This is a genomic window from uncultured Campylobacter sp., from assembly GCF_937973075.1.
Lineage (GTDB): Bacteria > Campylobacterota > Campylobacteria > Campylobacterales > Campylobacteraceae > Campylobacter_B.
Map to the genome: position 1 here is coordinate 76851 of NZ_CALBWL010000051.1, position 6000 is coordinate 82850.

Annotated in this window: 6 protein-coding genes; all 6 read right to left on the reverse strand. The window is 47.4% G+C overall.

Features of this window, described 5'->3' with window-relative positions; all coding sequences use genetic code 11:
• Positions 1-381: 381 nt before the first annotated feature.
• Positions 382-969, reverse strand: a complete 588-nt coding sequence (locus Q0274_RS06915; RefSeq protein WP_298028487.1) for a hypothetical protein — start codon at positions 967-969, stop codon at positions 382-384.
• 314 nt (positions 970-1283) lie between these two features.
• Positions 1284-1910: a dTMP kinase gene (gene tmk, locus Q0274_RS06920; protein ID WP_298028488.1), complete on the reverse strand. Its 627-nt coding sequence runs from the start codon at positions 1908-1910 to the stop codon at positions 1284-1286.
• Between the two features lie 632 nt (positions 1911-2542).
• Positions 2543-3634 carry a hypothetical protein gene (locus tag Q0274_RS06925; RefSeq protein ID WP_298028489.1) on the reverse strand — a complete coding sequence of 364 codons (1092 nt, stop codon included), beginning with the start codon at positions 3632-3634 and terminating at the stop codon, positions 2543-2545.
• A 39-nt stretch (positions 3635-3673) separates the two neighbouring features.
• Positions 3674-4777: a hypothetical protein gene (locus tag Q0274_RS06930; RefSeq protein WP_298028490.1), complete on the reverse strand. Its 1104-nt coding sequence runs from the start codon at positions 4775-4777 to the stop codon at positions 3674-3676.
• Positions 4778-4861: 84 nt separating this feature from the next.
• Entirely contained in the window at positions 4862-5338 is a 477-nt protein-coding gene (coaD, locus tag Q0274_RS06935; RefSeq protein WP_298028491.1) for a pantetheine-phosphate adenylyltransferase, read from the reverse strand.
• Positions 5338-5892 (reverse strand): UbiX family flavin prenyltransferase, encoded by a 555-nt coding sequence (locus Q0274_RS06940; protein WP_298028492.1) that lies wholly within the window; start codon positions 5890-5892, stop codon positions 5338-5340. The genes coaD and Q0274_RS06940 overlap by 1 nt, the downstream gene beginning before the upstream one ends.
• Positions 5893-6000 lie beyond the last annotated feature (108 nt).

Below are 6000 nucleotides of genomic sequence, written 5' to 3' on the forward strand. Positions count from 1 at the left end.
CGCATTTTATAATATGTAACGCATTTTTAAATTATGATATTTTTGCCGGTAATTTTAAAATTTTATACCCAATCGCTGCATTGTAAATTTATCATTTTATAGATTGTCGCCTCTCGGGATTTGTTAGCAGATTTATTTATCGGTGCCGGAATAGGGCATAAATTTTTGCCGGGCATAATTTCGCGCCATGCTATAAATTTTATGCGCCGCGAAATTTTGAAATTTTGTTTCGCACAAACACGGCTAGCGGCAAAATTCTATCTCACAAATAAATCATATCGCTATGCTGCGGGCATTGATAATCTACTCGTTTATTTCGCCAAATTAACCCATGCCGTCGTAAATTTTATGTTTTAAAATTTCACGCCGAATCTTTCTCGGCTAAAAAATACCTCGCAGAGCCGCTGTGCCCTCTACATGTTTGTATGGCAAGAAATAATGCGTGAAGTTTGTGCAAGTGCCCCCAGGCACGCATATTTCGGCGCTCAGTTTGTGTTCGACATGCGTAGAATCGAGATCAGGTATCTCTAATCCGCCGCTTTTGTAACCGCTATAGCCCATCTCTATCGGCACCTCTAGCTCATCTTTTTCAAAAACGACACGCCCGCTTTGCACCTGCTCGAGCTTGATGTTTTTCAGCACGATCCCCGGCGCGCTCACGTGGTCAAATTTTATACTTAGTTCATACGGAGCGCCGGTGGAGTTGTCGTCCGAGAAGTCGGGCTCAGGCTCGCGCTCGTCGCGCCATAGTCGTCCGCCGATAGTGGTAGCTCTTAAGTTGGCGCTGACGCTAAAATCCTTAAGATCCAGCGAAGCGCTGCTAAAATCACAGATGAGCGTCCAGGCTACGACGGTGCGGCCGAAAAATTTATCGGCGATCATATATGTGCCGAAAAGCGAGCTTATGACCACCCAAAATAGAAATATAAATTTAAAAACCTTACGTAAAACGAACTTCAATGTTTTCATCGCTATCCTTTCGATCTAAAGCTTAAGCGGAATTCCGCCTGTGAATCCGCGAATTAAAATTCCGCGCGGGATTTCACTTATGAAATTTCGCGCCTTTTCGGTTTACGGCAGAATTTTAATACAGAATTACGTACCGAAATTTTGCCGCGAAATTATAAAACAAATTTCGCCCATGAAATTTTACCTAGAATCTCTCCTGTAAAATTCCATAACGAAATTCGAAGATGAAATTTTATGGGCGGAATTCCATAGCTAAAATTTCACGGCAGAGCCCAGAAATCAACTCCAGCGGCAGAATTCCACGCCTTAAAATTTTAAGAAAGTATGAAATTTCTTATCTGATCGCAGATCGCTTCTTCGGATTGCGCGGCGTCGATTTTCAGAGTCTGAACTCTGCACGCCGTGCACGCTTGCGCCATCAGCTCCTGCACGCGCATTAGGTATTTCAGCCCGCGAGCTTCGATTATATCGCTGCTAGCGCGCGTTTTGAGCCGCCGCCCAACGAGCTGTTCGTCCGCCGAAAATAGCACGATTTTATCTGCGAATTTACCTCCAAGCGCAAATTTATTAAACGCGATAAGCTCGCTAAGATCCGAGTTTTCGTCGTTTGCCAGCGCATAGGCAAGCCCCGAGATGAAGCCGCGATCGCTTAGCACGAGCCTGTCCGCGCCGTCCTTTATCACGCGCTCGTAGTGCTCGGCGCGGTCTGCGAGGAACAAAAGTAGCTCGGCGCGCTTTGAAATTTCGCCGCAGACCTCGCGCAGATTTACGCTGCCGCGCCGCCACTTAAAATCCTCGCCCAAAACGAGGCTTCGCACCGCCTCGCCGAGCTTCGTGCCGCCGGGCTCCTTGGTCACGATCGCCTGCGGAAAAGTTGCCGCGAGTCGCGCTATCTGCGTGCTTTTACCCACGCCGTCGATACCTTCGAATATTACATACATTTTTCGCCTTTAAATTTGAGCGCTATTTTACAAATTTATAGCTAAATAGCGGCTTTTTTAAACAGCGGGGCGTAAAATTTCGCCTCAAAATCGGTTTTTGCGCGAGCTTATACTAGCTGCTTTTGATCTTTCGGCATAAAATTTTATCGGGCGCTCTGCCTTACTCGGCTCCTGCTTTTTGCGGCACGGCTCGCGGTTAAATTTAGCGCTTGGGCGGATGCGTCGCATAACAGCAGGCGAGTAAATTTTGCGCTTACGGACATGTACCGAGCGGAGAAGGGCGTTAGACGGGACATGGCGCGCGTCATGCGAGGCGGAAACGGAACGGGGTATGCGCCCGGCAGAACAACGGGCGCTAGATAAACGAAAGGCGGCGCGTCGGTGAAGAAGGCAGTATGAGGTAGCGTATGTTTTTTAATAAAAACAGATAGCGTGTCTGGAAGGCATCGGGCGCCGTATAAAGCATGGTATATTGTCCGATAACGCAGTAGACGCGGCGACGGGCGGACGCCGCGTGCGATGAAAAATATAAAATCGCGGCGCCGATAAAATTTTTAGCCGCCGCAGATCATGAAATTTTGCCGCAATGAGCGAAGGCGCAAAGCTCGTCCTGCGCGCCGAAAGATGAAATTTTAAATTTTGCCCTTATATGTGCTTACAAGCTCGGGATTTATCGCTTTGAAATTTTTCCGTAGATCGCTAAGATCATAATCGCTCGCTACGAGCGCAAAATCCTCGCTCACGTCGAGCCCGAGCTCGCCGATATCCGCCTTAAGCTGCTTCGCGCACTCCAAAATAAGCTTTTTGGCTTGCGGATATCTGCCGTTTAGCCGCGTTTCTTGATTGAAAAGATCGAAAAGATTTGCCGTCTCGTCATCCTCGTCCAACTCGGCCTGAAACTCGTAATCGGCGACGTTCCAAACGATCCAGTTATCGTCATCGCCCTGCGCAAGCCACTGCGCGCGCTGCTCTTGCGAGCCGAATCCGATCTGAGGCGGTAGCGAGCCCGTGTCGTCGTAGGCTAAATTTATGCAGTAGAGCTTGCAGCCTGGCGCGTGCTTTTTGATCGTCTCTTTAATCGCGGGCAGCAGCCTTTGCGCGGCGAGCTCATAGAGTTTTTTATAGCTCATTTTTTTATCCGGTTTTCTGTAGTGCACGTAGCCGCCCTCGACTATTAGGCCTAGCTCGCCTATCGCGTCAAATTCGTAGTTTATGACGCGGTCGAATTTGCCTCCGTATGGATCCGTGCCGTGCCACTGCTTTTGCGCGAGCTTACCGCCTTCGTAAGCGAAATTCTCTATCCAGTAGCCTTCGCTTGCAAAAGCAGAGTAGATGGATTTTAGCGTGCCATCTTCGTAGACAAATCTTTTTACGTTCACGCATTTTTTATCGTAATAATCAAATCGGTAGCTTAAAATTTCATCCCGCTGCCAAAAATAAAACTCTTCGTAGAAATATTTTTTGCTCACATACTGCCTCTTAAAAACGACGCGATCTTGCGCGTCAAAGCCGTATTCATAGGCGTTTGCGATGTTTTTGGGCGCTTCTTTTAAAACCCTACCTTTTGAGAAGCGGTTGAACTCAAAATAAAACGGCTCTAAATTAATATACTCATCCGACGCCCAGCGTCTGCTTATGGCCTGCGCTTCAGCCCTCTTTTTTAGGGCTTCGTAGTCATTTTTTGCGCTTTTAAAAAGCGCTTGCAATTTTTCTATCTCATCCATTTGCTTATTCCTTTTTATCTCCCGTGCAGCTTGTAAATTTTAAATTTTGCCCTTATATGTGCTTACAAGCTCGGGATTTATCGCTATGAAATCTTTCCTCAGATCGCCAAGGTCGCAATCGGTAGCCGTGATCGTAAAATCTTCCGTCATATCGAGCGCAAATTCGCCAAGACCTTCTTTGAGCTGCTTCACGCACTCCCAAATGAGCTTTTTAGCCTGCGCATATTTATCGTTTAGTTGCGTTTCTTGATTGAAAAGATCGAAAATTTTCGCCGTTTCGTAGTCTACTTCGACCTCGGCTCGAAACTCGTAATCAGTAACGAGCCAAAGAAGCCAGCCATCCTTTTGCGCAAGCCACTGCGCGCGCTGCTCTTGCGAGCCGAATCCGATGATCGGCGGTAAACTCCTATTATCGCAAGCTAAATTTATGCAGTAGAGTTTACAATTCGGTGCGTGCTTTTTGATCGTCTCTTTAATCGCGGGCAGCAGCCTTTGCGCGACGAGCTCATAGAGCTTTTTGTAGCTCATATCCTTATCAGGCTTTTGATAGCGCACATAACCATTTTCGGTTATCAAGCTCAGCTCGCCCATTGCGTCAAATTCATAGTTTGTTACGTCATTTCTTCTGCCTGCGCGAGGGTGCTCTACATACTCCCGTCTTTGTGCGAGCTTGCCGCCTTCGTAAGTAAAATTTTCTATCCCATAGGCGTTGTTGTCAAAGGCCGAGTAGATGGACTTTAGCTCGCCATTTTCATAGATAAATCTTTTTATATAGAAGCATTTTGAGCATCTTTTATTGTAGCAACCGAAATGATATTTTAAAACTTCGTCCCGCCCCCAAAAATAAAGGCTTTCAAAGAAACTTTTTTTGCCGTCATGTTGTCTTTCAAAAACGACGCGATCTTGCGCGTCAAAGCCGTATTCGTAGGCGTTTACGATTTTTTTCGGTTTAGTTTTTAAAATTTTGCCCTTAAAGAAGCGGTTATATTCGAAATAAAACGGTTCTAAATTGATATAGCTACCAGACGCCCAGCGCCTGCTTACGGCCTGCGCTTCGGCTATTTTATTTAAGGCTTTGTATTCATCTCTCACGCTTTTTAAAAACGTTCGCAGTCTTTCTATCTCATCCATTGCTTCGCTCATTTTTATCTCCCGTGTGGCTTGCAAATTTTAAATTTAGCTGCGCCCGCGAGCTAAATTCAGGCTAAATTTCAGTCGCTTGCAAGCTCATTTTTTCAAAAATTTTAAAATTTCGCTCGGCACCAGGTGCGAAACGTCGCCGCCGTGGCTCAAAACGGAGCGGACAATCGAGCTTGAGATGAAGGCGTTTTTGAGCGTCGGCATCAAATACACGCTCTCAAATTTCTCCCATAGCGAGGCGTTTGCATAGCCGATCTGTAGCTCGTACTCAAAGTCGCTGACCGCGCGAAGCCCGCGGATAACGAAGCGCACGCCGCAAGATTTAGCAAAATCCACGAGCAAATTATCAAAGCTTTGCACGCTCACGCCACGAAGCCCGCGTATCGCGGCTCGCGCCATCTCCAGTCTGGATTTTAGGCTGAAGTAGGGCTTTTTGCTCTCGTTTAGCGCGACCGCCACGATAACCTCATCAAAAAGCCCTAGCGCACGCTTGATGACGTCCAAATGGCCGTTCGTAATAGGATCGAAAGTGCCCGGATAGATACATTTTCTTGAGTTTTGCATTATTGCCACCTTTTAAATAGCTCGTTTTGCACGCCCAGAGCGTCGCACCACTTGCCGATTATGAAATTTTTTAAATTTTGCACGCCGCAGTAGCCTGCGATCACGGGCGGAGCGATGATGACGCCGAGCGCGGCTAGTTCGCTCATCTGACGCAGGCTGATCGCAGAAAGCGGCATCTCACGCACGCCAAGAACCAGCCGCTTGTGCTCTTTTAACGCGACTGCAGCGGCGCGGGTGCTTAAGCTGTCGCAAAGCCCGCCGTAAATTTTAGCCAAAGAGCCAATAGAGCAGGGCGCAAAGATTGTGGCGTCAATACCGAACGAGCCCGAAGCGGGCGGCGCGCCCAGATCGGTATCGAGATGAAATTTTACGCTTCTAAATTCCGTGGATTTTAAGACCTCGTCCGCGTCTATGCCGCTTTCGGCGCGCAGGACGCGGCACGCACCCTGAGTAAGTACGGCGTGGATTTCATGCGGCGAGCTGGCAAGAAATTTAAGCAGATCAAACCCGATCTCGCAAAAACTCGCGCCGCTTACGCAAACTAAAATTTTCATTTCAAAGCTTTCATATCGAAATTTTGTGCTTCAAAAGCGAGCGAAACGGAAGGAATTTTAAAATTTGAAGTTAAGATGGAGCGGGAAACGAGAGTCGAACTCGCGACA